Genomic DNA, 26282 nt, shown 5'->3' on the forward strand with positions numbered 1-26282 from the left:
CCGTGTCTCAGTTCCAGTGTGGCTGGTCATCCTCTCAGACCAGCTAGGGATCGTCGCCTAGGTGAGCCATTACCCCACCTACTAGCTAATCCCATCTGGGCACATCTGATGGCAAGAGGCCCGAAGGTCCCCCTCTTTGGTCTTGCGACGTTATGCGGTATTAGCTACCGTTTCCAGTAGTTATCCCCCTCCATCAGGCAGTTTCCCAGACATTACTCACCCGTCCGCCGCTCGTCACCCAGGGAGCAAGCTCCCCTGTGCTACCGCTCGACTTGCATGTGTTAAGCCTGCCGCCAGCGTTCAATCTGAGCCATGATCAAACTCTTCAATTAAAAGCTTGATKTGCTTCCACTCGAGAAGCGATGCTCAAAGATTTACTGCATGAATTTTACTTCAGTTAGTCACTCTTCAAGACTTGATATTTTTTTTGCATCCGAAGATGCTGGATATCGTCTTRTGGAGTGCCCACACAGATTGTCTGATAAATTGTTAAAGAGCAGTGAGTTAGGCGCTTTCGCTTGCTAACTCGAGGTGGCGTATATTACGCTTTCCTCTTTCAGAGTCAACCCTAATTTTCAGGATTTTTTTCTCTTTCTTCCCGGCCGCTCTGTGAAGTGAATCACTTGCGCCGTGTCGATGGAGGCGCATTATAGGGATCCGAGTTTTTTGCACAACCCCTTTTTTGATCTTTTCTTTCTGTTTGCACACTTTTCAGCCCTTCCGGGTGGATCTTGTGCGATCAGGGCCATTTTCCGCAGGATCCGGCGCGGCGACTGGTTGTAATTCCATCGCCAGGGTCTAGTATTGCCGGTAAATATGATCCCGACGTGAGGCAAGCACCATGTCCGATGCAGTACGTTCTTATCTTCAATACACACCCAAACTCGGTCAACGCGTCTTGATCGATCCTTCCAGCGTGGTGATCGGCGACGTCGATCTGGCGGATGACGTCAGCATCTGGCCGTTGGTCGCCATCCGGGGCGACGTCAATGCGGTAAAGATCGGCGCGCGCAGCAATATTCAGGACGGCAGCGTACTGCATGTGACTCATCGCTCCGAACATAACCCCGACGGTTATCCCCTGTTAATTGGCGAAGACGTTACCGTGGGCCATAAAGCGATGCTGCACGGCTGCGCCATCGGCAACCGGGTGCTGGTCGGGATGGGATCGATCCTGTTGGACGGCGTAGTTGTAGAAGATGACGTGATGATTGGCGCCGGCAGTTTGGTGGCGCCGGGCAAACGCCTGGCGAGCGGCTATCTTTATATGGGTAGCCCGGCACGCCAGGTTCGGCCTTTGACCGCCGCCGAGTTGGAGGGATTGCTTTATTCTTCTAACAACTATGTACGCTGGAAAGACGAATACCTGTCGGAAGATATCTGATGGGCGCCCCGTTCCCTATAAAGAGAACGGGGTAGGATTTATGCCACCAGCTCGCTGCGCAGCTGGCGCAAGACTGGTTCTATCTCTGGCATTACTCCGTGCCACAGCAGGAAAGCATGTGCCGCCTGCCCCACCAGCATACCCAGCCCATCGGCGTATTCCGTTGCGCCCTGCTGCTGCGCCCAGGCCAGAAATGGCGTAACGCCTTGCTGATAGAACATGTCATAGCAACGGGTTTGCGCATTCACCACGCCTGCAGGCAACGCCGGGATCTCCCCGCTGATGCCGGACGCCGTCGCATTGATCACCAGATCGAACGCTTGCTGATCCAGTTGATCCATCGGCGCCGCCGAGATCTCCCCCAGATGCCGGAAAGCGTCGGCCAACTCTTGGGCCCGGCTGAAAGTGCGGTTGGTGATCGTGAGCCGGCAGCCGAAAGACAGCAGCGGCAGGATCACGCCGCGCGCCGCGCCGCCGGCGCCCACCAGCAGAATGCGATCCTGCGGCCGGATCAATTGCTGACGCTGCAGATCGGTCAACAAACCGATGCCGTCGGTGTTGTCCCCCAATAGACCGCCATTCGGCAATACCTTCAGGGTGTTAACCGCACCGGCCATCGCCGCGCGCTCACTCAGTTCAGAGGCTGCCGAATAAGCTCGCTCCTTGAAAGGCACCGTGACGTTCGCCCCCAACCCTCCGGCGCGGATAAACGCCTGCAGGCTGGTTTCAAAACCGTCCAGCGGCGCCAACACCGTCCCATAAGGATGCTCAATGCCGGTCTGGGCAGCAAACAGCGCATGAATTCGCGGCGACTTGCTGTGGCCGATAGGGTTGCCAAATACCGCAAACTTCTCCATGCCCATTACCTCTAGCCCTGACGGATCTGTTCGCCGGTCAGAGCATCTCTGATTTCGGAAGGGTTAAGACGGCCGCCTACCTTGCCGGCCAATACCGGGAAAGCCTCGCCGAACTGCCGCGTGACCTCATCCGCACTGCGACACGGTTCCAACCCACTGAGATTGGCGCTGGTCGACACCAGCGGCTTGCCGTACTGCCGGCACAGCAACTGCACCAGCGGATGATCGCTGACGCGCACCGCCAGTGAACTGAAACGCCCGGTCAACAAACGCGGCGCCTCCGGGCGAGCAGGCAACACCCAGGTTACCGGCCCAGGCCAACTGGCGAACATCGTCGCGCGCTGCTGTTCGCTGAGCGTACTGTCGTCAATATAAGGCTTAAGCTGCGCATAGTCGGCGGCGATCAAAATCAGCCCCTTTTCCCACGGCCGCTGTTTCAGCGCCAGCAATGCATTGACCGCCTGCTCGCTGTCGGGATCGCAACCCAGGCCGAATACCGCTTCGGTGGGATACGCAATCACCTGCTGTTGATGCAAAGCATCGATGATAGATAAAAGGTTCGGGCTTAATTCTGAATTCATGATGTGATTATTCTGTAGTCGCAACGGGTTTTCCGCACAGCTTGCTGGCACAGCACAGGACGGGGCCTTTTGCCGTGCGCTTTTCCATCAGCAGCGGATAATGGCAATAGGCGCATTCACCAGCGACGGGTTTAACGTTGAGAGCGAACTGGCATTCCGGGTAACGATCGCAGGAGTGAAAAACCTTGCCGTAACGCGACTTGCGCTGCAGCAGTTTGCCTTGGCCGCACTGCGGACAGGTAATGGCGGTTTCGTCAGGCTTGTCGATCACTTCTGTGTGATCGCACTGCGGATAATCGCTGCAGCCGATAAACATGCCGTAGCGCCCCTGGCGCAGCACCAACGTCGCCTGACACTTCGGGCACTGCTGCCCATCCAACACCTTAACGACATGCCCATCGGCCTGTGCTTTCAGCGGCCGAATATATTGGCATTCAGGGTACTGGGAACAGCCGAGAAAAGGGCCGTGGCGACCGCTACGGATCACCAACTCGGCCCCGCATTCCGGACAGGGTTCATTTTGCCTGGCGGCAAAAATCGCGTTTTTTGTCATAACGTCTTCTATGCGCGTTATCGGCTCAATGCAGATAACCTTCGTTCACTTCAAACAACAGTTCTTCCATTTGCTGATAGGCGCTTTCATATCCGGGGATATTAAACAGCACCATCAACACGACCCATTTCAGATCTTCGAGATCGAATTCCGCATTATCCAAAGCCATAACGCGGTCGATAACCATTTCACGGGTTTCGAGGTTCAATACCTGAATCTGTTCCAGGAACAGGAGAAAACCACGGCAGCCGGCGTCCAAACGCGCGCTTTCCTCTTCGGTATAGATCCGCATCGCCAGCGGATCGGCATCCATAAAGTAAGGCGCATTTTGACCTTCTTGCAGGTCGGCCAACTTCTCAAGCCAATTCAACGCGTTGTAGATATCATCCTGATGAAACCCCGCCTGGGCGAGATCATCGGTCAGTTGATCCTGATCGACGCGCATCTCTGGTTCATTGTGGATATAAGTTTCAAACAAGTACATGAGTACGTCGAACATGGCTTGCCCTCCTTATTCGGACATAGCCGCCGGGTACAGCTGCGATCCACCCTGCTAACTCCAGCTCGAGTAACTTGATTACCACCACTGGCACAGGTTGGCCGGCACGTTCAGCGACGACGTCAACAGGTGTCACCTCATCTCCTACGTTAGCCAACACATCGGCAAATGGCAATTCAACTTCAGCCTGCGACGCACAAATAGTTGTATTTTCGTTCAGTGGCAACCATTGAAGGCCGCTTCCCAGCAATTCGGCGATATCTTTCGGCCCAGTCACCAGATGCGCGCCCTGTTGGATCAGCCAGTGCGTGCCTTCGCTCATCGGGTTCCCTAACGGCCCCGGCAAGGCGAATACCTCACGCCCTTGCTCCAGCGCATAGCGAGCCGTCACCAGGGTACCGCTGCGCAACGAGGCTTCTATGACCAGAACGCCCTGGCTCAGCCCGCTGATAATGCGGTTGCGGCGCGGAAAATGGTCGGCCAGGGGCAAATCGGTGACCAAATGATCTGAAATCACCGCACCGCCCTGCTCGACTATCTGCTCTGCGAGCCTGTGGTGCCGCCGCGGGTAGACATTGGCCAGCCCGCAGCCCAACACCGCTATCGTGCAACCCCCGGCCGCCAGCGCTGCGCGATGGCAAATGCCGTCGATGCCGATCGCCAAACCGCTGGTGATGGTAAAACCGCAACGCGCCAATTCCTCGGCGAAATGGTTAGCCCAGCGCTCGCCGTAGTGGCTGAACTGCCGGCTGCCAACCATGGCAAGTTGCGGGCGCAACAGCGCCTGAGGATCTCCATCGATCAGCAGGAACAGCGGCGCATCGTCGATCTGGGCCAGGCATTCGGGATAGCCGGCCGCTGCATAGTTCAGCATACGGTGCGCCGGCACTTCCAGCCAACGCAAGGTGGCCGCCAGATAACCGGGATCCGTCTGGTTGAACTGTGCTCGCTGCCGTTCATTCAATCCCAGTTCACGCAACGCGCGGCGAGGCTCACCACCCATTTGCGATAACTGCCGCACGATCCGGCTGGCCACGACGGTCTGCAGCCCCGTAACCCCCCGCATCCGTAAAGCGATCTCTTCCGGCCGCATCGTCTGTTCCCTCAGCAAAAACGGTGGTATTACCAATCTGAGCAATTGGTGCGCAATGCTGTCAATCAGGCCGGGAAATGTCTAGAATAGAGGTTAAACCTCGTTCATTACTCGGATACAGATCTAAAGATATATGTCAGTCTTGCAGGTATTACATTTCCCAGACGAGCGTCTGCGCAAAGTCGCAGCGCCGGTAAAAGAAGTCAATGCAGATATCCAGCGCATCGTGGATGATATGTTTGAAACCATGTACGCAGAGGAAGGCATTGGCCTGGCTGCGACTCAGGTGGATATCCATCAGCGCATTATCGTGATCGACGTCTCCGAGAATCGCGATCAGCGCCTGGTGCTGATCAATCCGGAGCTGCTGGAAAAAAGCGGCGAAACCGGCATCGAGGAAGGCTGTCTTTCCATTCCCGAGCAGCGTGCATTGGTACCACGCGCCGCGCAGGTGAAGATCCGCGCGCTGGATCGCGAAGGCAAATCTTTCGAGCTGGAAGCGGACGATCTGCTGGCGATCTGCATCCAGCACGAGATGGATCACCTGATGGGTAAACTGTTCGTCGATTACCTGTCGCCGCTGAAGCGCCAGCGCATTCGTCAGAAACTGGAAAAAATGGCCAAGCTCCAAGCCCGCGCCTAACCGATCAGGAAATCAACGTGTCTGACTCTTTACGGATTATTTTCGCCGGAACACCAGACTTCGCAGCGCGTCATCTTGACGCGCTGTTGTCATCTGAGCACCAGATTGTCGGCGTTTTTACCCAGCCCGACCGCCCGGCAGGCCGCGGCAACAAGTTGACGCCAAGCCCGGTAAAAGTGCTGGCTGAACAACACCAACTGCCGGTATTTCAGCCCAAATCGCTGCGCCCAGAAGAGAACCAGCGCCTGGTGGCCGATCTTAACGCCGACGTGATGGTGGTTGTTGCCTACGGGTTGATCCTGCCGCAAGCGGTGCTGGATATGCCGCGTCTCGGTTGCATCAACGTACACGGTTCGCTGCTGCCTCGCTGGCGCGGCGCGGCACCGATCCAGCGTTCGCTCTGGGCCGGCGACAGCGAAACCGGCGTGACCATCATGCAGATGGACGCCGGCCTCGATACCGGCGACATGATGCACAAGATCGCCTGCCCGATTGAGAGCAGCGACACCAGCGCCAGTCTCTACGGCAAACTGGCCCAGCTCGGCCCGCAGGGCATGCTGACGACGCTGCGCCAAATGGCCGACGGCAGCGCCACCCGCGAAGTACAGGACGAAGCGTTGGTCACTTACGCCGAGAAGCTGAGCAAAGAAGAAGCTCGCCTGGACTGGAACCTGTCCGCTGCACAACTGGAGCGCTGCATCCGCGCCTTCAACCCTTGGCCGATCAGCTACTTCACCATCGACGATCAACCGGTAAAAGTCTGGCAGGCCAGCGTGCTGGCGCAAAGCGCCAACGCGAAGCCGGGCACCGTTGTCCATGCCGACAAGCAAGGCATTCAGGTGGCGACCGCCGACGGCATCCTCAATCTGATCCAGCTGCAGCCCGCCGGTAAGAAACCGATGTCGGCGCAGGACCTGTTAAATTCACGCCGTGAATGGTTTACCCCGGGTAACCGGCTGTAAGTCACCCCACTGCCCGGCCGTTCATCGCCGGGCCGTTATTTTCTTAATGCCGATCGTTATCAGCTTCAGCCTATGAAAAATAATTACAATCTCCGCAGCATCGCTGCCAAAGCCATCGGCCAGGTGCTGGATCAGGGGCAGTCGCTCAGCACTGTCCTGCCGGCGCTGCAAACCTCCATCAGCGACAAAGATCGCGGGTTGCTGCAGGAGCTGTGTTTCGGCACGTTACGCGTGCTGCCGCAGCTCGAATGGTGCATTCAGCAATTGATGGCCAAGCCGCTGACCGGTAAGCAGCGTACGCTGCACTACTTGCTGATGGTCGGCCTGTATCAGCTGCTGTATACCCGCATCCCGGCGCACGCCGTGCTGGCGGAAACCGTGGAAGGTGCGGTAGCGCTGAAACGCCCGCAGTTAAAAGGCCTGATTAACGGCGTCTTGCGCCAATTTCAACGCCAGCAGGAAGAGCTGTTGCAACGCGCCGCCAACAATGACAGCCGCTATCTGCATCCCAGCTGGTTACTGAAACGCATTCAACAGGCTTATCCCGCCAACTGGGAACAGATCGTCGACGCCAATAACCAGAAGCCGCCGATGTGGCTGCGCGTCAACCGCCTGCATCACACCCGTGACGCTTATCTGCAGCTGCTGAACGACGCCGGCATCGCCGCGGAAACTCATTCAGACTATGCCGATGCAGTGCGTTTGCTGGCGCCTTGCGCCGTGACCGATCTGCCAGGGTTCGCCGAAGGCTGGGTCACCGTACAAGATGCTTCGGCCCAGGGCTGTGTCGATCTGTTGGATCCGCAAGACGGCGAACAGATCCTCGATCTGTGCGCCGCACCCGGCGGCAAAACCACGCATATTTTGGAAGCGGCGCCGAAAGCACACGTCATGGCGGTCGATATCGACGAACAGCGCCTGGCGCGAGTCAAAGAGAACCTGCAGCGTCTGCGTTTGCACGCAGAGGTTAAACTGGGCGATGGCCGCACTCCGCAGCAGTGGTGCGGGGACAAGCAGTTCGACCGTATCCTTCTGGACGCACCTTGCTCCGCCACCGGCGTGATCCGCCGTCATCCCGACATCAAATGGCTGCGCCGCGATCGCGACATCGCCGAACTCGCCGCACTGCAGGCAGAAATTCTGGAAGCCGTCTGGCCGCATCTAAAATCAGGCGGAGTGATGGTTTACGCCACCTGTTCTATCCTGCCGGATGAAAACAGCAACCAGATCGCCGCGTTCTTGCAACGCCACGCCGATGCCAAGCTGGTTGAAACCGGCGATGCGCAGCGGCCAGGGCGACAGAATAGCCCGCATCCCGAGGACGGCGATGGCTTCTTTTACGCTAAGCTGATTAAAATGTAATGCTTCAGGGCGTGCGTGCGCGCCCTAAGTCTTTCAGTGTGAAGCAGAGAACACGATGAAAATAATTATTCTTGGTGCCGGTCAGGTTGGCGGGACGCTGGCGGAAAACCTGGTGGGTGAAAACAACGATATCACCGTCGTCGATACCGATTCCGGCCGCTTGCGTCAGCTGCAGGATAAATTCGATTTGCGGGTGGTTCAGGGGCATGGTTCCCACCCTCGGGTGCTGCGCGAAGCCGGCGCAGAAGACGCCGACATGCTGGTCGCCGTCACCAACTCCGACGAAACCAACATGATCGCCTGCCAGATCGCCTATTCTCTGTTTAATACCCCTAACCGTATCGCCCGTATCCGCGCGCCGGAATACATCCGCGAGTCGGAGAAACTGTTCCTGCCGGAAGCGGTGCCAATCGACCATCTGATTTCGCCGGAGCAGCTGGTCATCGACTATATCTACAAGCTGATTGAATACCCTGGCGCGCTGCAGGTGGTCAACTTTGCCGAAGGCAAGGTCAGCATCGCCGCGGTTAAAGCCTATTACGGCGGCCCGCTGGTCGGCAATGCGCTCTCTTCAATGCGCGAGCACATGCCGCATATCGATACCCGCGTCGCCGCCATATTCCGCCAGGATCGTCCGATCCGTCCGCAGGGCTCGACCATTATCGAAGCCGGCGATGAAGTGTTCTTCGTCGCCGCCTCACAGCATATCCGCGCGGTGATGAGCGAACTGCAGCGGCTGGAAAAACCCTATAAGCGCATCATGATCGTCGGCGGCGGCAACGTCGGCGCCGGCCTGGCCGCCAAGCTGGAAAAAGACTACAACGTCAAACTGATCGAGCGGAATCAGCAACGCGCCGCCGAGCTGGCCGAACAGCTGCACGACACCATTGTATTCTACGGCGATGCCTCCGATCAGGAGCTGCTGGCCGAAGAGCACGTCGAGCAGGTGGATGTTTTCATCGCCATCACCAACGACGATGAGGCCAACATCATGTCCGCCATGCTGGCCAAGCGCATGGGCGCCAAGAAGGTGATGGTATTGATCCAGCGCCGCGCCTATGTCGATCTGGTGCAAGGCAGCGTGATCGATATTGCCATTTCCCCGCAGCAGGCAACCATCTCCGCGCTGCTTGGGCATGTGCGCAAAGCGGATATCGTCAGCGTCTCGTCACTGCGCCGCGGCGTGGCAGAAGCGATCGAAGCGATTGCCCACGGCGATGAAAGCACATCTAAAGTGGTCGGCCGCATCGTGGAAGACATCAAGCTGCCACCGGGTACCACCATCGGTGCGATCGTGCGTGGCGACGACGTGATCATCGCCAACGGCAACAGCAAAATCGAACAGGGCGATCACGTCATCATGTTTATTACCGACAAGAAATTCGTGCCGGACGTTGAACGCTTGTTCCAACCGAGCCCGTTCTTCTTGTAGAACGAATTTATTAGGCGATGGTCTATAATTGCGTAGTTGTTCTCTGCCTTGGGAGGAGATAAAACTTCTCGCCATTTGTGGCAAAGGGAAATTGCTTTGTTAAACTTGAGTTATTAATTCTGCAAGGGGTGCGTTCTATGAGTATGTTGAAAGAGTTTCGCGAATTTGCCATGCGCGGCAACGTGGTCGATCTGGCCGTCGGTGTGATTATCGGTGCTGCATTCGGCAAGATTGTTTCGTCCTTCGTGGCTGATATCATCATGCCACCGTTGGGCTTACTGATTGGCGGCGTCGATTTTAAACAGTTCCATCTGGTGTTACGTGAAGCTCAGGGCGCCGTACCGGCGGTGGTAATGAACTATGGTTCATTCATCCAGACCGTATTTGACTTTGTGATTGTCGCCTTCGCTATCTTCCTGGCGATTAAACTGATGAACAAGATGCGCCGCAAGCAGGAAGAAGCGCCGGCAGCGCCGCCAGAACCAACCGCAGAAGAGAAACTGCTGACGGAAATCCGTGATTTGCTGAGCCAGCAACAGCAGCCAAAGCTGTAAAACAGCATTAAGTTACGCCAATAAAAAGCCACCGATGAAGGTGGCTTTTTTAATGCCTTAAAACCAGAAAGCCAGTGGTAAATTATCGTTTGATAGTTTGCCACTGGCCTCCCAGTTACCGCCTTTGTTGTGTTTTTCTTTACGCCGGTAGCTGCCTTTGCCTTTCACATTCTTTTCCACTCGTTGGCGGAATAGCGGGTCATGCAGCAGCGCCTCAATGGCGTTATCTTGAATCTGGCCTTTAGTGTGACGATATTTCGTCATGGTAATGCTCCTGTAAAAGGTAGGGTAATAAAACGAGCCGATAATACTGCCGGCAATATAAAAATTAAAGTGCCGTCAGCAACCTTTTTTGCCTTTATCATCGCTGGCGCCCTGTTCCAAGGCTTCCAGAATAGAACAATAGTTGCTGGTATGGGCGGTGCCACAGCAGGCATCACTCAAGCGTTTCAACGATTCGCGCATGCGGGTCAGCTCCGCCAACTTGCTTTCAACTTCACTCAGGCGAGCATCGACGATCGACTTCGATTCCTGGCAGGTATGGTGTTCAGGATCAACCCGGATCGACAGCAGTTCGGCGATCGTTTCCAGAGTAAAGCCCAACTGTTTGGCATAGCGAATAAAACGCAGCCGCTGCAGGTCCTGCTCCGTATACAGCCGATAACCGCCTTCGGTGCGGACATTGTGATCCATCATGCCCTGCTTTTCATAGTAACGCACGGTATCCGGCGTCACTTCGGCGAGCTTGGCCAACTGACCTATCTTGAACATTACCGCTCCTCTCGGGTGAACTTGCCATCAAGCGCGCGCTGATATTCGCCATGCAAGAAATCGGTGCTCATCCCAGCCTGACGCAGCCGGTGCTCCAGTAGCGCCATGCGCTTGCTGAGATCGACATAGTCCGGATGTTCGCTATTAATCTCTTGCAGCAAGCGAGCAACGGTCAACGCCTCTTTACGATCTTCCAGCGCCGGCGGCAGGTAACCGGCATTTTTCAGCAAACGGTAACCGGCGCGTAGCTCGGGCGGCACCGCGCTGTCATCTTCCAGCGCCAGCGGCTGCCCCTGGCCAGGCAGGTTGTCGAACTCGCCTTTATCCTGAGCATCAAGGATATGACGTTCCGCCCATTGATCAAGCAACCCCATGACAGACAGCCTCGGTTAGCCTAATGAATAAGCCTTAGCATAGCGGATAGGGGCGGGGATCTTAAGCACTGCAGGGGAATTGCGCACATTTGGCTGGATTTGGACGTAAAAAAACCGGGCAAGCCCGGTTTTTTTACGCGTCTACAGATTACTCTGCAGTTGCTACTTCTGCTTGAGACTCAGCACGATCAACCAGCTCGATGTATGCCATCGGCGCGTTGTCGCCTGCGCGGAAGCCACACTTCAGAATGCGAGTGTAACCACCGGCACGGCTCGCGAAACGCGGGCCCAGCTCGTTAAACAGTTTTGCCACGATCTCGTTATCACGAGTACGGGCGAATGCCAGACGACGATTAGCTACGCTGTCGGTCTTGGCAAGAGTAATCAGCGGCTCAACAACGCGACGCAGCTCTTTTGCTTTTGGCAGGGTCGTCTTGATGATCTCATGACGAACCAAAGAGCCGGCCATGTTACGGAACATAGCCTGGCGATGGCTGCTGTTACGGTTCAGTTGACGACCACTCTTACGATGGCGCATGACCTTATCCTTCTCAGTAAAACCTTAACCTGTGATCCGGTTACTCGTCAGCAATGCTTGCCGGCGGCCAGTTTTCCAGGCGCATGCCCAGAGACAGACCACGTGAGGCCAGCACGTCTTTAATCTCGGTAAGAGATTTTTTACCCAGGTTTGGCGTTTTCAGCAACTCAACCTCGGTACGCTGTACCAGATCACCGATGTAGTGGATAGCTTCTGCCTTGAGGCAGTTAGCAGAGCGGACAGTCAATTCCAGATCGTCAACAGGGCGCAGCAAGATCGGATCGAATTCCGGTTTCTCTTCTTTAACTTCCGGCTGACGCACATCACGCAGGTCAACGAAAGCTTCAAGTTGTTCAGCCAGAATGGTGGCCGCACGGCGGATCGCCTCTTCAGGATCGATCGTGCCATTGGTCTCCATTTCGATGACCAGCTTATCCAAGTCAGTACGCTGTTCTACACGCGCAGCTTCAACATTGTAGGCGATACGCTCTACAGGGCTGTAGCAGGCGTCAACCAACAGACGACCGATTGGGCGCTCATCTTCTTCCGAATGAATTCGGGCAGAAGCCGGCACATAACCGCGACCGCGCTGAACTTTGATACGCATGCTGATAGCCGCGTTCTCATCAGTCAGGTGGCAAATCACGTGCTGAGGCTTGACGATTTCGACATCACCATCATGGGTGATGTCGGCAGCGGTCACAGGGCCAATGCCAGATTTATTCAGGGTAAGAATAACTTCGTCTTTGCCTTGAACTCTCACCGCCAGCCCTTTCAGGTTGAGCAGGATCTCCAGGATATCTTCCTGTACGCCTTCTTTGGTGCTGTACTCATGCAGTACACCATCAATCTCAACCTCGGTCACCGCGCAACCCGGCATAGATGAAAGCAGAATACGGCGCAGTGCGTTGCCAAGAGTATGGCCAAAGCCACGCTCTAAAGGCTCAAGGGTCACCTTGGCGTGCGTCGAACTGACTTGCTCGATATCTACCAGGCGCGGTTTTAGAAACTCTGTCACAGAACCCTGCATTGTGTCCTCTCTTTGGTACTAAGCTTTACTTGGAGTAAAGCTCGACGATCAGGTGTTCGTTAATGTCCGCAGACAGATCGGTACGTTCAGGCATACGCTTGAACACGCCTTCCATCTTAGCAGCATCAACTTCCAGCCAAGTCGGCTTTTCACGCTGCTCAGCCAGCTCCAGAGAAGCTTTAACACGAGACTGCTTTTTAGCTTTCTCGCGGATGCTGACTACGTCATTCGGAGATACCTGATAAGAAGCGATGTTAACAACGCGACCGTTTACCATAACTGCTTTGTGGCTAACCAGCTGACGTGACTCTGCACGAGTAGCGCCGAAGCCCATACGGTAAACAACGTTGTCCAGACGACCTTCCAGCAGCTGCAACAGGTTTTCACCGGTGTTGCCCTTCAGGCGGGTTGCTTCTTTGTAATAGTTGCGGAATTGACGCTCCAGAATGCCGTACATACGACGAACTTTCTGCTTCTCACGCAACTGAACACCGTAATCAGACAGACGCGGTTTACGCGCACCGTGCTGACCAGGTGCTTGTTCAATTTTACACTTGGAATCGATCGCGCGAACGCCAGACTTAAGGAACAGGTCTGTGCCCTCACGACGGCTCAGCTTGAGCTTAGGACCCAAATATCTTGCCATTTTCTTTCTCCAACAATCCTAAAAGCTGCGTTACACGCGGCGCTTTTTCGGCGGACGACAACCGTTATGAGGGATCGGAGTCACATCAGTAATGTTAGTGATGCGGAAACCAGCCGCGTTCAGAGCGCGGATAGTAGACTCACGACCAGGACCAGGTCCTTTAACCATAACTTCCAGGTTCTTGATACCGTATTCTTTCACTGCGTCAGCACAACGTTCTGCTGCAACCTGTGCTGCGAACGGAGTGGACTTACGAGAACCACGGAAACCGGAACCACCGGCTGTTGCCCAACCCAAAGCATTACCCTGACGATCAGTGATGGTAACGATGGTGTTGTTGAAAGAAGCATGGATATGAGCCACGCCGTCAGAGACTTGCTTTCTTACACGCTTACGTGTACGAACAGGTGCCTTTGCCATTATTCAATAACCCCGATTATTTCTTGATCGGCTTGCGCGGACCCTTACGGGTACGAGCGTTGGTCTTGGTGCGCTGACCGCGTACCGGCAGACCACGACGATGACGCAAACCACGATAGCAACCAAGGTCCATAAGACGCTTGATGCTCAGGGTAATTTCACGACGCAAATCACCCTCAACGGTGTATTTGGCAACTGCATCACGAAGCTTTTCGATTTGCTCTTCAGACAGCTCACTGATCTTAACATTTTCAGCAATACCCGTAGATGCACAGATAGCCTGTGAACGGGTTTTACCGATACCGAAGATCGACGTTAAGGCGATAACGGTATGTTTATGATCAGGAATGTTAATGCCTGCTATACGGGCCACTATGCACTCCTACTATTTTATACAGCAACACCATTCTGAAAAGCCCGTTTTCAGGATACTCAAATAATGTTGCAGTGCGACATACAAAAGATTGGCTGGCTAATCTAGCCAGCTCAACCCAACTTTGCAAGAAAAATATGCGAGATAATCAGCCTTGACGCTGTTTATGCTTCGGCTCGGCGCTGCAAATCACACGAACGACACCGTTACGCTTAACGATTTTGCAGTTACGACATAATTTCTTGACGGAAGCACGAACTTTCATTTTTACTCTCCGTAACTTCTCAAACGAATCTGACTAGCGGTTATAGCCTTTCAGATTTGCTTTCTTCAATGCAGACTCGTACTGACTTGACATCATCAGAGTTTGCACTTGAGCCATAAAGTCCATGATGACGACAACCACGATCAGTAGCGAGGTACCACCAAAGTAGAATGGTACTTTCATTGCATCACGCATGAACTCCGGGATCAGGCAGATGAAAGTAATGTACATCGCGCCCACCAGGGTTAAACGCGTCATTACTTTATCGATATACTTCGCCGTTTGCTCTCCCGGACGAATTCCTGGTACGAAGGCACCGGACTTCTTCAGGTTATCTGCTGTCTCACGCGGGTTGAAAACCAACGCCGTGTAGAAGAAACAGAAGAAGATGATTGCAGACGCATAGAGTAACACATAAAGCGGTTGCCCTGGCTGCAAATACAGCGAAATCGTAGTCAGCCAGTTCCAACCGGTACCGCCCCCAAACCATGATGCAATCGTGGCCGGGAACAGAATAATGCTGGAAGCGAAAATCGCCGGGATAACACCCGCCATGTTCACTTTCAACGGTAAGTGTGTACTCTGTGCTGCATAAACACGACGACCTTGTTGACGCTTCGCATAGTTAACGACGATACGACGTTGACCACGCTCGATGAAAACAACGAAGAAGGTTACTGCAAACACCAATACTGCAACCAACAGCAGCAGGAGGAAGTGCAGGTCGCCTTGCCGCGCTTGCTCAATAGTATGGGCCACTGCCGGCGGGAGCCCCGCTACAATACCCGCGAAGATAATGATCGAGATACCGTTGCCGATACCGCGCTCAGTAATCTGCTCACCCAGCCACATCAGGAACATTGTCCCGGTTACCAGGCTCACAACCGCAGTAAAGTAGAATGCAAAGCCTGGGTTTAACACCAGGCCCTGCATACCAGGCATATTCGGCAGACCGGTAGCAATACCGATCGACTGGAATATGGCCAATACCAGCGTACCGTAGCGGGTGTACTGGCTAATCTTGCGACGGCCAGCCTCCCCTTCTTTCTTGATTTCCGCCAACGCTGGATGAACCACCGTCAGCAGCTGGATAATGATCGACGCCGAGATATACGGCATGATCCCCAGAGCAAAGATAGAAGCACGGCTGAGGGCACCACCAGAGAACATGTTAAACATTTCAATGATAGTGCCTCTCTGCTGCTCAAGCAATTTGGCAAGCACAGTGGCATCGATACCAGGAATCGGAATGAAAGAGCCGATGCGGAAGACAATCAGCGCGCCGATGACAAACAAAAGTCTGCGCTTCAGCTCGCCGAGCCCGCCTTTAGCACTTTGAAAATCTAATCCTGGTTGCTTAGCCATCTGCTACTTATTCCTCAATTTTACCGCCAGCAGCCTCGATAGCAGCACGAGCGCCTTTGGTGACACGCAGACCACGCAGGGTTACCGGACGAGCGACTTCGCCAGAAAGTACAACTTTCGCGAATTCGATCTGGACACCAACTACGTTAGCGGCTTTCAGCGCGTTCAGGTCGATAACATCGCCTTCAACCAGAGCCAGCTCAGACAGACGAACTTCTGCCGTGATCATCGCTTTGCGTGAAGTGAAGCCGAATTTCGGCAGACGACGGTACAGAGGCATCTGACCACCTTCGAAACCACGACGTACGCCACCGCCAGAACGAGACTTCTGACCTTTGTGACCACGGCCGCCGGTTTTACCCAGGCCAGAACCAATACCACGACCTACACGCTTAGGCGCATGCTTGGCACCTTCAGCCGGAGACAGAGTATTTAAACGCATCTGTTACTCCTCAACTTTAACCATGTAGGAAACCAGGTTGACCATACCGCGAACAGCAGGAGTATCCTCGCGCTCTACGGTGTGACCAATACGACGCAGACCCAGACCGAGCAGAGTAGCTTTATGCTTCGGCAGACGGCCAATTGAGCTGCGAGTTTGTGTAACTTTAATAGTCTTAGCCATGGTCAATTACCCCAGAATGTCGGCAACGGATTTACCACGCTTAGCAGCGACCATTTCAGGAGACTTCATATTCGCCAGAGCGTCGATAGTTGCACGAACCACGTTGATCGGGTTGGTGGAACCATAAGCTTTAGCCAATACGTTGTGCACCCCAGCAACTTCGAGAACGGCGCGCATTGCACCGCCCGCGATGATACCGGTACCTTCATGAGCAGGCTGCATGAACACGCGAGAACCCGTGTGAGCGCCCTTAACAGGGTGCTGCAGGGTGCCGCTGTTCAGCGCGACGTTCATCATGTTGCGACGGGCTTTTTCCATCGCTTTCTGGATCGCTGCTGGAACTTCGCGTGCTTTGCCGTAGCCAAAACCAACGCGACCGTTACCATCACCAACTACAGTCAGTGCGGTAAAGCTGAAAATACGGCCACCTTTTACGGTTTTAGATACGCGGTTTACCGCGATCAGCTTTTCCTGCAGTTCGCCAGCTTGTTTTTCGATGTGAGCCATCTTAAACCTCTTCCTTAGAACTGAAGGCCAGCTTCACGGGCAGCATCTGCCAGTGCCTGGACTCGACCATGATATTGGAAACCGGAACGGTCAAAGGATACTTTCGCAATCCCTTTTTCCAACGCGCGCTCAGCCAGAGCTTTACCTACGGCTGCTGCTGCGTCTTTGTTACCGGAATACTTCAGTTGCTCCGCGATAGCTTTTTCTAAAGTAGAAGCGGCTACCAGTACTTCAGAACCGTTTGGAGCAATCACCTGTGCGTAAATGTGACGCGGGGTACGATGTACCACCAGGCGGGTTGCACCCAGCTCTTGGAGCTTGCGGCGTGCGCGGGTCGCACGACGGATACGAGCAGATTTCTTATCCATAGTGTTACCTTACTTCTTCTTAGCCTCTTTGGTACGCACGACTTCGTCGGCGTAACGAACACCCTTGCCTTTGTAAGGCTCAGGACGACGGTAAGCGCGCAGATCTGCTGCTACCTGGCCAATTACCTGCTTATCAGCGCCTTTCAGCACGATTTCAGTTTGGCTTGGGCATTCAGCAGTGATACCTGCCGGCAGCTGGTGATCGATAGGGTGAGAGAAGCCCAGGGCCAAATTCACCACGTTGCCTTTAACGGCAGCACGATAACCAACACCTACCAGTTGAAGCTTCTTGGTGAAGCCTTCGGTAACACCAACAACCATTGCGTTCAGCAGAGCGCGCGTAGTACCCGCTTGGGCCCATGCGTTAGCAAAACCTTCGCGCGGAGCGAAAGTCAGTGCGTTAGCTTCTTGCTTCACTTCAACGGCGTCGTGGATAGTACGAGTCAACTCGCCGTTTTTACCCTTAATCGAAATAACCTGACCGTTGAGTTTTACCTCTACGCCGGCAGGAATGACGACGGGTGCTTTTGCAACACGAGACATTCTTTCCTCCCGAATTAAGCTACGTAGCAGATAATCTCGCCACCCAGACCAGCCTGGCGAGCTGCACGATCGGTCATAACACCTTTAGAGGTAGAAACAACAGCGATACCCAAACCGGCCATAACTTTTGGCAGCTCATCTTTTTTCTTGTAGATGCGCAGACCTGGACGGCTGATACGTTGAATGCTTTCTACCACAGCTTTGCCCTGGAAGTACTTCAGTACCAGTTCCAGAACAGGCTTGGCGTCGCCTTCGATTTTGAAATCTTCAATAAAACCTTCTTCCTTCAGCACGTTGGCAATTGCCACTTTCAGCTTGGAGGAAGGCATGGTGACCGCAACTTTGTTCGCGGCTTGACCGTTACGGATACGGGTCAGCATATCCGCGATCGGATCTTGCATGCTCATCTGTCTTTACTCCCGTGATTCAATTGGTAATTACCAGCTAGCCTTTTTCAAGCCTGGTACTTCACCGCGCATAGCGGCTTCACGAAGCTTAATACGGCTCAACCCGAATTTGCCCACATAACCATGTGGACGGCCAGTTTGGCGGCAGCGTTTACGCTGACGAGACGGGCTGGAATCACGCGGCAGAGTTTGCAGCTTGAGAACGGCATTCCAACGATCTTCATCGGATGCGTTCACATCAGAGATAATAGCTTTCAGTTCAGCGCGTTTTGCAAAGAACTTGTCAGCTAATTTCACGCGCTTGACTTCGCGTGCTTTCATTGATTGCTTAGCCATCAGTAACCCTGCCTTACTTGCGGAACGGGAAGTTAAAAGCAGCCAGCAGCGCGCGGCCTTCATCATCAGATTTCGCAGTAGTGGTAATGGTAATATCCAAACCACGAACGCGATCGACTTTGTCGTAGTCGATTTCTGGGAAGATGATTTGCTCACGCACGCCCATGCTGTAGTTGCCACGGCCATCGAATGACTTGGCGGACAGGCCACGGAAGTCACGGATACGTGGAACAGCAATGGAGATCAGACGCTCAAAGAACTCCCACATGCGTTCGCCACGCAGAGTTACTTTACAGCCGATCGGATAGCCCTGACGGATTTTGAAGCCTGCAACAGATTTGCGGGCTTTGGTGATCAACGGTTTTTGACCGGAGATGGCTGCCAGGTCCGCTGCGGCGTTATCCAGCAGTTTCTTGTCAGCAATCGCTTCACCAACACCCATGTTCAGGGTGATCTTCTCGACCCGAGGGACTTGCATGACAGAGTTGTAATCAAACTGAGACATCAGTTGTTTGACTACCTCGTCTTTGTAGTAATCATGCAGTTTCGCCATCGTATTACTCCAAATTACTTGATAGTTTCGCTGTTAGACTTGAAGAAACGGACTTTTTTGCCGTCTTCGAATCTAAAGCCTACACGGTCAGCCTTGCCGGTAGCCGCGTTGAAGATAGCAATGTTAGAAACCTGAATTGCAGCTTCTTTCTCAACAATGCCGCCTGGTTGGTTCAGAGCCGGAACCGGCTTCTGGTGTTTCTTAACCAGGTTGATGCCTTCAACAATGACCTTGCCAGCAGACAGGACATTTTTTACTTTACCGCGCTTACCTTTGTCTTTCCCGGTAATCACGATAACTTCGTCATCACGACGGATCTTCGCTGCCATGTTCGCTCCTTAGAGTACTTCTGGTGCCAGAGAGATAATTTTCATGAACTTCTCATTACGCAGTTCACGAGTTACCGGCCCAAAAATACGCGTACCGATTGGCTGCTCGCTGTTATTGTTCAAAATAACGCATGCATTGCCATCGAAGCGAATGACAGAACCGTCCGGGCGACGTACACCCTTCTTGGTGCGCACCACTACCGCCTTCAGAACATCGCCTTTCTTCACCTTACCGCGAGGAATTGCTTCCTTGATGGTAATTTTGATGATGTCGCCGACGCCTGCGTAGCGACGGTGCGAGCCACCTAGAACCTTGATACACATTACGCGACGTGCACCGGAGTTGTCGGCGACGTTCAGCATAGTCTGTTCTTGGATCATTTTAGTGCTCCGCTAATGTCAACTACTACTTTAAAGACCCAAGTAAAAATTAGGCCGTTGAAAAGCCCCATAACCGAGGGCGCAGCATTATAACACCGCTTACTTGGTATGGGTAGAAAAAATAAACGGCTCATTTTCTGAGCCGTTTATTAAGTGAGAGCCAGCTACTCTATTACAGAATCGCTTTCTCTACAACGCGAACCAACGTCCAGGACTTGGTCTTGGACAGTGGGCGGCATTCGCGGATTTCCACCACGTCGCCGGTACCACATTCGTTGTTCTCGTCATGTACGTGCAGCTTGGTCGTACGTTTGATGAATTTCCCGTAGATCGGGTGCTTCACAGTACGCTCGATAGCAACAACGATGGATTTCTCCATTTTATCGCTAACAACACGACCCTGCAGGGTACGGATAACTTCAGTCATTTACACACCCGCCTTTTGAGTCAGTAAAGTCTTAACGCGTGCGACGTCACGACGCACTTGTTTCAACAGGTGAGTTTGTTGCAGCTGGCCACTGGCCGCCTGCATGCGCAAGTTGAATTGCTCACGCAGCAGGTTGAGCAGCTCGGCATTCAGCTCTTCAACGCTTTTTTCACGCAGCTCTTGTGCTTTCATTACATCACCGTCTTAGTTACAAAGGTGGTTTTGATCGGCAGTTTCGCTGCTGCCAGTTTGAATGCCTCGCGGGCAACCTCTTCTGGCACGCCGTCCATTTCGTACAGGACCTTACCAGGCTGGATCAGGGCAACCCAATACTCCACGTTACCCTTACCTTTACCCATACGCACTTCCAGCGGCTTCTCGGTGATCGGTTTGTCCGGGAATACACGGATCCAGATCTTGCCTTGACGCTTAACTGCACGAGTCATTGCACGACGAGCTGCTTCGATTTGACGAGCAGTCAGACGGCCACGGCCAACAGCTTTCAGACCGAAAGTGCCGAAGCTAACATCCGTACCTTGCGCCAGACCACGGTTGCGGCCCTTGTGCACCTTACGGAATTTTGTACGCTTTGGTTGTAACATCAGCGACTCTCCTTACTTGCGGCCTTTACGCTGCTGCTTTTTAGGTTGAGCAGCCGGTTCCGGTTGTTCAACTGCAGCCATACCACCCAGGATCTCACCTTTGAAGATCCATACCTTAACGCCGATTACACCATAAGTGGTGTGCGCTTCAGATGTGTTGTAGTCGATGTCCGCACGCAGAGTGTGCAATGGAACACGACCTTCGCGGTACCATTCGGTACGTGCGATTTCGGCGCCGCCAAGACGGCCGCTTACTTCAACTTTGATACCTTTAGCGCCAAGACGCATTGCGTTCTGTACTGCACGCTTCATAGCACGACGGAACATAACGCGACGTTCCAGCTGAGAAGTGATGCTGTCAGCAACCAATTTAGCGTCGAGTTCCGGTTTACGGACTTCGGCGATGTTGATCTGTGCAGGAACGCCAGCGATGTCCGCTACGACCTTGCGCAGTTTTTCGACGTCTTCACCTTTCTTGCCGATAACGATGCCTGGGCGAGCAGTGTGAATGGTCACACGGATGCTCTTCGCAGGACGCTCGATAACGATGCGAGAAACGGAAGCTTTCGACAGTTCCTTAGTCAGGAATTGACGAACTTTAAAGTCGCTGTCCAGGTTGTCAGCGAATTCTTTGGTATTCGCATACCAAGTAGAGTTCCAAGGTTTGACAATACCCAGGCGAATACCATTAGGATGTACTTTCTGACCCATTGCTAGTCTCCAGAGTCTCAGCGATCGGACACAACCACAGTAATGTGGCTGGTGCGCTTCAGGATGCGATCTGCACGACCTTTTGCACGCGGCATAATGCGCTTCATGCTTGGGCCTTCGTCTACGAAGATTTTCGTAACTTTCAGATCATCGATGTCAGCGCCATCGTTGTGTTCTGCGTTAGCAATGGCAGACTCCAGCACTTTCTTAACCAGACCAGCAGCTTTCTTGTTGGTGTAGGTCAGAGTTTCCAGAGCTTGCGACACTTTCTTACCGCGAATCAGGTCAGCAACAAGGCGAACCTTCTGAGCAGAAGAACGAGCGTGGCGATGTTTAGCGATAGTTTCCATCTCTTCCTCCTACCTTAGCGCTTTTTAGCTTTTTTATCAGCCGCATGGCCGCGATAAGTACGAGTCGGCGCGAATTCACCCAGTTTGTGACCGACCATTTCATCGGAAACGAACACTGGTACGTGCTGACGACCATTATGGACAGCGATGGTCAAACCGATCATGTTAGGAAAGATCGTTGAACGACGGGACCAAGTGCGCAAAGGCTTCTTGTCACCGCTTTCCACCGCTTTCTCTACCTTCTTCAGCAAGTGCAGGTCAATAAAAGGACCTTTCTTGAGAGAACGTGGCATGGCTTATCCTCTAATTATTTTTTGCTACGGCGACGTACGATGAACTTATCAGTACGCTTGTTGCTACGGGTCTTCTTACCTTTGGTCTGAACGCCCCACGGAGTTACCGGGTGCTTACCAAAGTTACGACCTTCACCACCACCGTGCGGGTGATCTACCGGGTTCATCGCCGTACCGCGAACGGTAGGACGAACACCACGCCAACGTGCAGCACCTGCTTTACCCAGAACGCGAAGCATGTGTTCAGCGTTACCGACTTCACCCAGGGTGGCGCGGCAATCAGCTGGAACTTTACGCATTTCGCCGGAGCGCAGACGCAGAGTTACGTAGGAACCATCACGAGCAACGATCTGAACGTAGGCGCCAGCGGAGCGAGCCATCTGGCCGCCTTTACCTGGTTTCATTTCTACGTTGTGAACCGTTGAACCAACTGGAATGTTGCGCATCGGCAGGGTGTTACCCGCTTTGATTGCAGCATCAACGCCAGATTGAATCTGGTCACCAGCTTTCAGGCCTTTCGGCGCCAGGATGTAACGGCGTTCGCCGTCTTTGTACAGAACCAGCGCGATGTTCGCGGAACGGTTCGGATCGTACTCCAGACGCTCAACCACAGCAGGGATACCGTCTTTGTTGCGCTTGAAGTCAACCAGACGATAATGTTGCTTGTGGCCACCACCGATATGACGGGTGGTGATACGGCCATTGTTGTTACGACCACCGCTTTTGCTCAGTTTTTCCAGCAGCGGGGCATAAGGTTTACCCTTGTGCAGCTCAGGGTTAACCACTTTAACAACGTGGCGACGACCCGGAGATGTAGGTTTACATTTAACAATTGCCATTGTTCTTACTCCTCCGACTTACTCTGCGCCGCCGATGAAGTCCAGATTCTGGCCTTCTTTCAGGGTGACGTAAGCTTTTTTCCAGTCGCTACGACGACCAACACGCTGACCGTGACGCTTCACTTTCCCTTTAACTACCAGGGTGTTCACGTCTTTGACTTCGACTTCAAACAGTTTCTGCACTGCAGCTTTGATTTCTGCTTTGGTCGCGTCTTTGGCAACTTTGAGAACGATGGTGTTGCTTTTTTCCATCGCAGCGGATGCTTTTTCAGATACGTGCGGTGCACGCAGCACTTTCAGCAAACGTTCTTCACGGATCATGCCAGCATCTCCTCAACTTGCTTCACAGCATCAGCAGTCATAACCACTTTGTCGAAGGCGATCAGGCTAACCGGATCGATACCTGCTACATCGCGCACGTCAACCTTGTACAGGTTGCGAGCTGCCAGGAACAGATTCTCATCCAGTTCACCGGTCACGATCAGCACGTCTTCCAGAGCCATATCTTTCAGTTTCTGTGCCAGCAGCTTAGTTTTAGGCGCTTCTACAGAGAACTTCTCGACAACGATCAGACGATCTTGACGTACCAGTTCGGACAGGATGCTTTTCAGCGCGCCGCGGTACATCTTTTTGTTTACTTTCTGACTGTGGTCCTGTGGCTTAGCAGCAAAGGTCACGCCGCCTGAACGCCAGATCGGGCTCTTTACAGAACCTGAACGCGCACGGCCGGTGCCTTTCTGACGCCATGGCTTTTTGCCGGAACCAGTTACTTCAGCACGGGTCTTCTGAGCACGAGTACCTTGACGGGCACCTGCTGCATAAGCAACAACAACCTGGTGTACCAGCGCTTCGTTGAAATCACGACCGAAGGTAGTTTCGGAAACAGTCAGCGCGCTTTGCGCGTCTTTCAATACTAATTCCATTGCTATCCCCTTACGCCTTCACAGCTGGTTTAACGATCAGGTTGCCACCGGTTGCGCCCGGTACAGCACCCTTAACCAGCAGCAGGTTGCGCTCAGCGTCAACACGTACTACGTCCAGGCTTTGAACGGTTACGCGCTCATCACCCAGGTGGCCAGCCATTTTCTTGCCTTTGAACACTTTGCCCGGAGTCTGGTTCTGACCGATAGAACCCGGAACGCGGTGAGACAAGGAGTTACCGTGGGTAGCGTCTTGGGTACGGAAGTTCCAGCGCTTAACAGTGCCAGCAAAACCTTTACCTTTAGAAGTACCGGTAACATCGACTTTTTTAACGTCAGCGAAGATTTCTACGCTAATTTCCTGACCTGCAGCGAATTCTTGACCTTCTTCCAGGCGGAATTCCCACAGACCACGGCCAGCTTCAACGCCAGCTTTAGCGAAATGGCCCGCTTCCGGCTTGGTTACACGGTTAGCTTTTTTGCTACCAGTGGTAACCTGAACGGCACGGTAACCGTCGGTGTCCAGGCTTTTAACCTGAGTCACGCGGTTCGCTTCAATTTCAATTACGGTTACTGGGATAGAAACGCCATCTTCAGTGAAGATACGGGTCATACCCACTTTTTTACCGACTAAACCAATCATTGTTTCAACCTCTCAATCGCTCAATGACCTGATTAACCCAGGCTGATCTGCACGTCTACACCGGCAGCCAGATCCAGACGCATCAGAGCATCAACGGTTTTCTCGGTTGGCTCAACGATGTCAACCAGACGCTTGTGAGTGCGAATCTCGTACTGATCGCGCGCGTCTTTGTTGACGTGCGGAGAGATCAGAACGGTAAAGCGCTCTTTGCGAGTTGGCAGCGGGATCGGACCACGGACTTGCGCACCAGTGCGCTTTGCAGTCTCGACGATTTCCGCGGTTGATTGATCGATCAGACGATGATCAAACGCTTTCAGGCGGATACGGATTCTTTGGTTCTGCATGAGACCAGAGCTCCAATTATTTATAAACGTAAATAATTACTCCTCACACCCATTTCGATTGATGGGGGAGTGTAATCGTCAACATATAACCCCCATATCGGGAGTATTGTTCGAAAGGCAAAAAAGACCTGCCAATCGACTGATTCGCTAAAATCAGGCTTACCAAGATTAGGTAAGCCCGCGCATTATACGCAAAATGGCCCAGGAAGCAAGCCGCAGTTGGAAATATGCTCAGGAAATCGTCATTTTTGCGTCTTCAGCGACGATCACGGGATGAAGGTGGCGATCAAGGTATGAATTATGCTTGGCGGGCAGCTCCCCTGCCCCGCCGTAAAAACGGTCGCCGGCAGGAGAGGCGATGACGAACGGAAGGCAGGCTTACTCTTTGCGCTCTAAAATCTGGGCCTGGGCATAGTTTTGAATGCCGAGGCGAGCGATCAGATCCAGCTCGGTTTCCAGCCAGTCGATATGCTCTTCTTCATCGGCCAGAATGTCGATCATCAAATCACGGCTGACATAATCGTGAATCGAGTCGGCGTAGGCGATACCTTCGCGCAGGTTCTTGGCGCCCGCCAATTCCAGCGCCAGATCGGAACGCAGCATCTCTTCAATGTCTTCGCCGATGTTCAGCTTGCCGAGGTCTTGCAGATTAGGTATTCCTTCCAGGAACAGGATGCGCTCGATGTAGCGATCGGCATGTTTCATTTCGTCGATCGACTCATGGTATTCCTTATCGTTGAGGCGCATTAAACCCCAATTCTTGAACATGCGGGCGTGCAGGAAATATTGATTGATGGCAACCAGCTCGTTGCCGAGCAGCTTGTTGAGGTGAGCAATGATCTTTTTATCGCCTTTCATAGGTAACTCCTCCTGGCCAGTTCTAAAAGTGTAGAACCTGTAAGCCAAGAGTCAAAAATAACCTTACCCTTTGTTAGGCAACTTCATGCATTGGGATGATAGTTCCGCGTTCCTCCACCATAATCTGTCTTGCCTGACGAATGCACTTTCCACAATCGGTACCAATCGGCACAAGTTCACGCAGCTGCTTCATGGTATGGGGGTTGTGCTGACGCACCGCATTACGGATCGCTTTGTCAGTCACCGCATTACACAGACATACATACATAGAGAGACTCACTTCTTAACCAATGCATTGAGTCTAAATAGGAATGGTTTTTATTTCAATTAAGATTTATACGAATTGCATAAAAAAAGGGCACCGGAGTGCCCTTTTTTGTGTCGAAAAATTATTCGCGATTAAGCGATAACTTTAGCAACAACACCAGCGCCTACAGTACGGCCGCCTTCACGGATTGCGAAACGCAGACCGTCGTCCATCGCGATTGGGTGAATCAGGGTTACAACCATGTTCACGTTGTCGCCTGGCATTACCATCTCTACG

The 26282-nt window shown here is 53.3% G+C and carries 44 protein-coding genes, 1 rRNA gene and 1 pseudogene; 6 read left to right on the plus strand and 40 right to left on the minus strand.

The window, feature by feature from the left end:
* Window positions 1–332, minus strand: a 16S ribosomal RNA gene (locus ACOWVD_RS24980); the annotation flags it as partial.
* 509 nt (window positions 333–841) lie between these two features.
* Between ACOWVD_RS24980 and ACOWVD_RS24985 the strand changes: the two genes are divergently transcribed.
* The gene (locus ACOWVD_RS24985; protein ID WP_004929699.1) at window positions 842–1384 is read left to right on the plus strand and encodes a gamma carbonic anhydrase family protein; all 543 of its coding nucleotides are present in this window, start codon (window positions 842–844) and stop codon (window positions 1382–1384) included.
* Between the two features lie 38 nt (window positions 1385–1422).
* On the opposite strand, the gene aroE is transcribed toward ACOWVD_RS24985, so the two are convergent.
* From aroE to dprA, 5 genes are read right to left on the minus strand one after another with little or no spacing between them, the layout of a single operon-like run.
* A complete protein-coding gene (gene aroE, locus ACOWVD_RS24990) occupies window positions 1423–2241 on the minus strand; it encodes a shikimate dehydrogenase (RefSeq protein ID WP_049241893.1) in 819 nt (272 codons plus the stop codon).
* A gap of 11 nt (window positions 2242–2252) precedes the next feature.
* Window positions 2253–2822, minus strand: coding sequence for an L-threonylcarbamoyladenylate synthase type 1 TsaC (tsaC, locus tag ACOWVD_RS24995; RefSeq protein ID WP_049241885.1), 570 nt, complete (start codon window positions 2820–2822; stop codon window positions 2253–2255).
* Between the two features lie 7 nt (window positions 2823–2829).
* A complete protein-coding gene (locus ACOWVD_RS25000; protein WP_004929705.1) occupies window positions 2830–3375 on the minus strand; it encodes a type I DNA topoisomerase in 546 nt (181 codons plus the stop codon).
* A gap of 25 nt (window positions 3376–3400) precedes the next feature.
* Window positions 3401–3874 (minus strand): DUF494 family protein Smg, encoded by a 474-nt coding sequence (smg, locus tag ACOWVD_RS25005; protein WP_004929707.1) that lies wholly within the window; start codon window positions 3872–3874, stop codon window positions 3401–3403.
* Complete coding sequence (gene dprA / locus ACOWVD_RS25010; protein WP_021505263.1) at window positions 3846–4967, minus strand: DNA-protecting protein DprA; 1122 nt, start codon at window positions 4965–4967, stop codon at window positions 3846–3848. Before dprA ends, smg begins: the two co-directional genes overlap by 29 nt.
* Before the next feature lie 133 nt (window positions 4968–5100).
* On the opposite strand from dprA, the gene def reads away from it, so the two are divergent.
* The 5 genes from def to mscL all read left to right on the plus strand — a co-directional run bounded on the left by def (window position 5101) and on the right by mscL (window position 9920).
* Complete coding sequence (gene def / locus ACOWVD_RS25015; protein ID WP_004929710.1) at window positions 5101–5610, plus strand: peptide deformylase; 510 nt, start codon at window positions 5101–5103, stop codon at window positions 5608–5610.
* A gap of 17 nt (window positions 5611–5627) precedes the next feature.
* Complete coding sequence (fmt, locus tag ACOWVD_RS25020; protein WP_049241887.1) at window positions 5628–6572, plus strand: methionyl-tRNA formyltransferase; 945 nt, start codon at window positions 5628–5630, stop codon at window positions 6570–6572.
* Between the two features lie 72 nt (window positions 6573–6644).
* Window positions 6645–7934 (plus strand): 16S rRNA (cytosine(967)-C(5))-methyltransferase RsmB, encoded by a 1290-nt coding sequence (gene rsmB, locus ACOWVD_RS25025; RefSeq protein WP_049241889.1) that lies wholly within the window; start codon window positions 6645–6647, stop codon window positions 7932–7934.
* Window positions 7935–7989: 55 nt separating this feature from the next.
* Window positions 7990–9366, plus strand: a complete 1377-nt coding sequence (gene trkA / locus ACOWVD_RS25030) for a Trk system potassium transporter TrkA (RefSeq protein WP_004929716.1) — start codon at window positions 7990–7992, stop codon at window positions 9364–9366.
* Window positions 9367–9503: 137 nt separating this feature from the next.
* A complete protein-coding gene (mscL, locus tag ACOWVD_RS25035; protein ID WP_015379263.1) occupies window positions 9504–9920 on the plus strand; it encodes a large-conductance mechanosensitive channel protein MscL in 417 nt (138 codons plus the stop codon).
* 57 nt (window positions 9921–9977) lie between these two features.
* Here the strand turns inward: mscL and ACOWVD_RS25040 are convergent, their stop codons facing one another.
* The 34 genes and pseudogenes from ACOWVD_RS25040 to tuf form a co-directional block, all read right to left on the minus strand.
* Window positions 9978–10184 (minus strand): alternative ribosome-rescue factor A, encoded by a 207-nt coding sequence (locus ACOWVD_RS25040; protein ID WP_004929720.1) that lies wholly within the window; start codon window positions 10182–10184, stop codon window positions 9978–9980.
* 75 nt (window positions 10185–10259) lie between these two features.
* The gene (gene zntR / locus ACOWVD_RS25045; protein WP_016930321.1) at window positions 10260–10691 is read right to left on the minus strand and encodes a Zn(2+)-responsive transcriptional regulator; all 432 of its coding nucleotides are present in this window, start codon (window positions 10689–10691) and stop codon (window positions 10260–10262) included.
* The gene (locus ACOWVD_RS25050) at window positions 10691–11065 is read right to left on the minus strand and encodes a DUF1992 domain-containing protein (protein WP_004929724.1); all 375 of its coding nucleotides are present in this window, start codon (window positions 11063–11065) and stop codon (window positions 10691–10693) included. Before ACOWVD_RS25050 ends, zntR begins: the two co-directional genes overlap by 1 nt.
* Window positions 11066–11213: 148 nt before the next feature.
* On the minus strand, window positions 11214–11603 hold the full coding sequence (gene rplQ / locus ACOWVD_RS25055) for a 50S ribosomal protein L17 (protein WP_004929726.1): 390 nt from the start codon (window positions 11601–11603) through the stop codon (window positions 11214–11216).
* Window positions 11604–11643: 40 nt separating this feature from the next.
* Entirely contained in the window at window positions 11644–12633 is a 990-nt protein-coding gene (locus ACOWVD_RS25060) for a DNA-directed RNA polymerase subunit alpha (protein WP_002919219.1), read from the minus strand.
* A 25-nt stretch (window positions 12634–12658) separates the two neighbouring features.
* Window positions 12659–13279 (minus strand): 30S ribosomal protein S4, encoded by a 621-nt coding sequence (gene rpsD / locus ACOWVD_RS25065; protein ID WP_004929729.1) that lies wholly within the window; start codon window positions 13277–13279, stop codon window positions 12659–12661.
* 30 nt (window positions 13280–13309) lie between these two features.
* Window positions 13310–13699: a 30S ribosomal protein S11 gene (rpsK, locus tag ACOWVD_RS25070; RefSeq protein WP_004929731.1), complete on the minus strand. Its 390-nt coding sequence runs from the start codon at window positions 13697–13699 to the stop codon at window positions 13310–13312.
* Between the two features lie 16 nt (window positions 13700–13715).
* The gene (gene rpsM, locus ACOWVD_RS25075) at window positions 13716–14072 is read right to left on the minus strand and encodes a 30S ribosomal protein S13 (RefSeq protein WP_004929734.1); all 357 of its coding nucleotides are present in this window, start codon (window positions 14070–14072) and stop codon (window positions 13716–13718) included.
* Window positions 14073–14220: 148 nt separating this feature from the next.
* Window positions 14221–14337, minus strand: a complete 117-nt coding sequence (rpmJ, locus tag ACOWVD_RS25080; protein ID WP_002227352.1) for a 50S ribosomal protein L36 — start codon at window positions 14335–14337, stop codon at window positions 14221–14223.
* Between the two features lie 33 nt (window positions 14338–14370).
* Window positions 14371–15702: a preprotein translocase subunit SecY gene (gene secY / locus ACOWVD_RS25085; protein ID WP_004929740.1), complete on the minus strand. Its 1332-nt coding sequence runs from the start codon at window positions 15700–15702 to the stop codon at window positions 14371–14373.
* Window positions 15703–15709: 7 nt separating this feature from the next.
* On the minus strand, window positions 15710–16144 hold the full coding sequence (gene rplO / locus ACOWVD_RS25090) for a 50S ribosomal protein L15 (RefSeq protein WP_004929742.1): 435 nt from the start codon (window positions 16142–16144) through the stop codon (window positions 15710–15712).
* A 3-nt stretch (window positions 16145–16147) separates the two neighbouring features.
* Window positions 16148–16327 (minus strand): 50S ribosomal protein L30, encoded by a 180-nt coding sequence (gene rpmD / locus ACOWVD_RS25095; RefSeq protein WP_048232028.1) that lies wholly within the window; start codon window positions 16325–16327, stop codon window positions 16148–16150.
* A gap of 6 nt (window positions 16328–16333) precedes the next feature.
* Window positions 16334–16834: a 30S ribosomal protein S5 gene (rpsE, locus tag ACOWVD_RS25100; protein WP_004929747.1), complete on the minus strand. Its 501-nt coding sequence runs from the start codon at window positions 16832–16834 to the stop codon at window positions 16334–16336.
* Window positions 16835–16848: 14 nt separating this feature from the next.
* Window positions 16849–17202 carry a 50S ribosomal protein L18 gene (gene rplR / locus ACOWVD_RS25105; protein WP_004929748.1) on the minus strand — a complete coding sequence of 118 codons (354 nt, stop codon included), beginning with the start codon at window positions 17200–17202 and terminating at the stop codon, window positions 16849–16851.
* Window positions 17203–17211: 9 nt separating this feature from the next.
* Window positions 17212–17745: a 50S ribosomal protein L6 gene (gene rplF, locus ACOWVD_RS25110; RefSeq protein WP_004929751.1), complete on the minus strand. Its 534-nt coding sequence runs from the start codon at window positions 17743–17745 to the stop codon at window positions 17212–17214.
* A gap of 14 nt (window positions 17746–17759) precedes the next feature.
* Complete coding sequence (gene rpsH, locus ACOWVD_RS25115) at window positions 17760–18152, minus strand: 30S ribosomal protein S8 (protein ID WP_004929753.1); 393 nt, start codon at window positions 18150–18152, stop codon at window positions 17760–17762.
* A gap of 30 nt (window positions 18153–18182) precedes the next feature.
* The gene (gene rpsN, locus ACOWVD_RS25120) at window positions 18183–18488 is read right to left on the minus strand and encodes a 30S ribosomal protein S14 (RefSeq protein WP_004929754.1); all 306 of its coding nucleotides are present in this window, start codon (window positions 18486–18488) and stop codon (window positions 18183–18185) included.
* A 13-nt stretch (window positions 18489–18501) separates the two neighbouring features.
* Entirely contained in the window at window positions 18502–19041 is a 540-nt protein-coding gene (rplE, locus tag ACOWVD_RS25125; protein ID WP_004929756.1) for a 50S ribosomal protein L5, read from the minus strand.
* 14 nt (window positions 19042–19055) lie between these two features.
* Entirely contained in the window at window positions 19056–19370 is a 315-nt protein-coding gene (rplX, locus tag ACOWVD_RS25130) for a 50S ribosomal protein L24 (RefSeq protein ID WP_004929758.1), read from the minus strand.
* A gap of 9 nt (window positions 19371–19379) precedes the next feature.
* Entirely contained in the window at window positions 19380–19751 is a 372-nt protein-coding gene (gene rplN / locus ACOWVD_RS25135; RefSeq protein WP_000613954.1) for a 50S ribosomal protein L14, read from the minus strand.
* A gap of 172 nt (window positions 19752–19923) precedes the next feature.
* A complete protein-coding gene (gene rpsQ, locus ACOWVD_RS25140; protein WP_004929760.1) occupies window positions 19924–20178 on the minus strand; it encodes a 30S ribosomal protein S17 in 255 nt (84 codons plus the stop codon).
* Window positions 20179–20370, minus strand: a complete 192-nt coding sequence (gene rpmC / locus ACOWVD_RS25145; protein WP_004929762.1) for a 50S ribosomal protein L29 — start codon at window positions 20368–20370, stop codon at window positions 20179–20181. It lies immediately after the preceding gene.
* Complete coding sequence (rplP, locus tag ACOWVD_RS25150; RefSeq protein WP_004929764.1) at window positions 20370–20780, minus strand: 50S ribosomal protein L16; 411 nt, start codon at window positions 20778–20780, stop codon at window positions 20370–20372. The genes rpmC and rplP overlap by 1 nt, the downstream gene beginning before the upstream one ends.
* A 12-nt stretch (window positions 20781–20792) precedes the next feature.
* The gene (rpsC, locus tag ACOWVD_RS25155) at window positions 20793–21491 is read right to left on the minus strand and encodes a 30S ribosomal protein S3 (RefSeq protein ID WP_004929766.1); all 699 of its coding nucleotides are present in this window, start codon (window positions 21489–21491) and stop codon (window positions 20793–20795) included.
* A gap of 17 nt (window positions 21492–21508) precedes the next feature.
* A complete protein-coding gene (rplV, locus tag ACOWVD_RS25160; RefSeq protein ID WP_002223844.1) occupies window positions 21509–21841 on the minus strand; it encodes a 50S ribosomal protein L22 in 333 nt (110 codons plus the stop codon).
* Between the two features lie 14 nt (window positions 21842–21855).
* Window positions 21856–22134 carry a 30S ribosomal protein S19 gene (gene rpsS, locus ACOWVD_RS25165; protein WP_004929772.1) on the minus strand — a complete coding sequence of 93 codons (279 nt, stop codon included), beginning with the start codon at window positions 22132–22134 and terminating at the stop codon, window positions 21856–21858.
* Window positions 22135–22148: 14 nt separating this feature from the next.
* Window positions 22149–22973 carry a 50S ribosomal protein L2 gene (rplB, locus tag ACOWVD_RS25170; protein WP_004929775.1) on the minus strand — a complete coding sequence of 275 codons (825 nt, stop codon included), beginning with the start codon at window positions 22971–22973 and terminating at the stop codon, window positions 22149–22151.
* Between the two features lie 18 nt (window positions 22974–22991).
* Window positions 22992–23294: a 50S ribosomal protein L23 gene (rplW, locus tag ACOWVD_RS25175; protein ID WP_004929776.1), complete on the minus strand. Its 303-nt coding sequence runs from the start codon at window positions 23292–23294 to the stop codon at window positions 22992–22994.
* Window positions 23291–23896, minus strand: coding sequence for a 50S ribosomal protein L4 (rplD, locus tag ACOWVD_RS25180; RefSeq protein WP_004929779.1), 606 nt, complete (start codon window positions 23894–23896; stop codon window positions 23291–23293). Before rplD ends, rplW begins: the two co-directional genes overlap by 4 nt.
* 10 nt (window positions 23897–23906) lie before the next feature.
* Window positions 23907–24536 (minus strand): 50S ribosomal protein L3, encoded by a 630-nt coding sequence (gene rplC, locus ACOWVD_RS25185; RefSeq protein ID WP_015379265.1) that lies wholly within the window; start codon window positions 24534–24536, stop codon window positions 23907–23909.
* Window positions 24537–24568: 32 nt separating this feature from the next.
* Window positions 24569–24880: a 30S ribosomal protein S10 gene (gene rpsJ / locus ACOWVD_RS25190; protein ID WP_001181005.1), complete on the minus strand. Its 312-nt coding sequence runs from the start codon at window positions 24878–24880 to the stop codon at window positions 24569–24571.
* A gap of 378 nt (window positions 24881–25258) precedes the next feature.
* The gene (gene bfr, locus ACOWVD_RS25195) at window positions 25259–25738 is read right to left on the minus strand and encodes a bacterioferritin (RefSeq protein ID WP_004929784.1); all 480 of its coding nucleotides are present in this window, start codon (window positions 25736–25738) and stop codon (window positions 25259–25261) included.
* Between the two features lie 73 nt (window positions 25739–25811).
* On the minus strand, window positions 25812–26006 hold the full coding sequence (gene bfd, locus ACOWVD_RS25200) for a bacterioferritin-associated ferredoxin (protein ID WP_015379266.1): 195 nt from the start codon (window positions 26004–26006) through the stop codon (window positions 25812–25814).
* Between the two features lie 131 nt (window positions 26007–26137).
* Window positions 26138–26282, minus strand: a pseudogene (gene tuf, locus ACOWVD_RS25205) (elongation factor Tu); the annotation flags it as partial.

The sequence above is a fragment of the Serratia sp. SA088 genome, assembly GCF_049065515.1.
GTDB classification, from domain to species: Bacteria; Pseudomonadota; Gammaproteobacteria; order Enterobacterales; family Enterobacteriaceae; genus Serratia; species Serratia nematodiphila.